Below are 1,670 nucleotides of genomic sequence, written 5' to 3'. Positions count from 1 at the left end.
CCACGTCCACCTGGCCGCCGCTCTTCTGGATGCGCTCGATCCAGCCGGGGATGACCCAGGCAAGGTCGCGGATGTTGCGGGCCACCGGGGCGCCGCCCTTGGCCTTGGAGAAGTGGCGGCAGTCCGGGCTGAACCACATCAGGCCGATGTGGCGGCCGGCGAGGTGATCCAGCGGGTCGACGCGGTAGACGTTCTCGCTCAGGTGCAGCGTTTCTGGGTGGTTGGCCGCATGCAGGGCCAGGGCGGCCGGGTTGTGGTTGATGGCGATGTCGGGGCCGCGGCCCAGGGCCATCTCGATCCCGGTGGAGGCGCCGCCGCCGCCGGCGAAGCTGTCCACGATCAGTGGCGGGCCAAGCGGGGCCGCGCGGCTGTCGATTGCGAGGTCGAGGAGATGCGTGCCGTCCATCAGGAGGCCTCCCGGGTGCAGACAAGGGCGTGGTAGGCGGGCAGCAGGGCGAGGGTGGCCAGCCCGGTGCAGAACACCATGGTCGCAAGCGAGGGGGCGTCCTGCGCTTGGCCGAACAGCCAGCCCGCGCCCGGCGCGGCGCCGAGTAGGTAGGGGCCGCAGGGGGCGAGCCGGCGCAGCAGGCGGGGCATCGGGTGCCGAGCGGGGGTGTCGCAGACCGTCCGTGCTGCGTCATAGGGCGCGAGGGTCATGGCAAGCACGAGCGCCAGCTGTACCAGGTTGCCATCCTGCGCCAGGGCGGCGGCCGAGAGCGCGGCGACGGTCGGGCAGGCGAGGACGGGGGCACAGAGAAGCCAGCGCATCAGCTCATCCCCAGGGCGTCTTTGTAGATCTGCAGCACCGCCTCTTCCTCGGCGATGTCGTCGGGCTCGCGCTTGCGCAGGGCGACGAGGCGCCGCAGGACCTTGACGTCGTAGCCCCGCCCCTTGGCTTCGGCCATCACCGCCTTCTGCTGCTCGGCGATGTCCTTCTTCTCGGCCGCGAGCCGCTCGGCGCGCTCTATGAAGCTCCGCAATTCCGTCGCATGCACGCGATAGGCTCCGTCTCGCACCTCGCGGTCCGCGTCTGTTTCCTTGAGCCCGGCATCTTCCTTGGATGCCTTGGGGAACCCCATGTCCTTCATGACCCGGCCCCCCTCAGTCGCGCATCGGCATGAGAACCCAGAGCGCCTCCGGGTCCTCGGTGACGATGCGGGCGGGCTCGCCGCGGCCAGCGCTGGAGAGGGTGAAGGCGGGGGCGATCCGGGCGAACTCGGACAGCAGCGCCAGGCTGTAGGTGGCGGTCTGACCATCCTTGGTGGTTTGGCCCTGCAGGGCGATGCTCAGATCGACGCCATCCGGCATGGTGAGCGACATGCGCCCCGCGTCGGGATCCAGCCGCAGGGGCAGGCTGCGGCCGTAGCAGGTCGCACTGGCGATGGTGCGGAGCCGGCTCAGGGCGCTGGCCGACAGGTGGGCGGTGAAGGCATCGGAGGCCGGCGGCGTGACCCGGGTGTAATCCGGATAGGTGCCGTCGATCCCCTGGATCACCAGCCGCAGCCCGGGGGCCGTTACGAGCAGGTGGCGTGCATCAGCAGCGAAGGTTAGCGGAGCATTCCCTGCCTTGCGTGCGATCGCGATCAGCAGATCGACCGCGCGGACCGGTACGATGAGGCCGTCGGGGCGGTCGGTCGCCTTGCTGCCGTCGGCGCGCGGCCCCTCGATGA

Annotated in this window: 3 protein-coding genes and 1 pseudogene; all 4 read right to left on the bottom strand. The window is 70.6% G+C overall.

Annotation, left to right across the window (positions count from 1 at the left end):
• Window positions 1-406, bottom strand: a pseudogene (locus CVM50_RS22100) (DNA cytosine methyltransferase); the annotation flags it as partial.
• Window positions 406-768 carry a hypothetical protein gene (locus CVM50_RS20620; RefSeq protein ID WP_085890185.1) on the bottom strand — a complete coding sequence of 121 codons (363 nt, stop codon included), beginning with the start codon at window positions 766-768 and terminating at the stop codon, window positions 406-408. The pseudogene CVM50_RS22100 and the gene CVM50_RS20620, both read right to left, overlap by 1 nt.
• The gene (locus CVM50_RS20615) at window positions 768-1,088 is read right to left on the bottom strand and encodes a DUF2312 domain-containing protein (RefSeq protein WP_085890184.1); all 321 of its coding nucleotides are present in this window, start codon (window positions 1,086-1,088) and stop codon (window positions 768-770) included. The genes CVM50_RS20620 and CVM50_RS20615 overlap by 1 nt, the downstream gene beginning before the upstream one ends.
• Before the next feature lie 13 nt (window positions 1,089-1,101).
• The coding region (locus CVM50_RS20610) for a hypothetical protein (protein WP_198431958.1) at window positions 1,102-1,670 on the bottom strand (569 nt) is incomplete at its 5' end.

The sequence above is a fragment of the Pseudooceanicola marinus genome, assembly GCF_002786295.1.
Classification (GTDB): Bacteria; Pseudomonadota; Alphaproteobacteria; order Rhodobacterales; family Rhodobacteraceae; genus Pseudooceanicola; species Pseudooceanicola marinus.
Note: the sequence above shows the minus strand (reverse complement) of the source record. Positions and strands in the feature narration are given on the sequence as shown.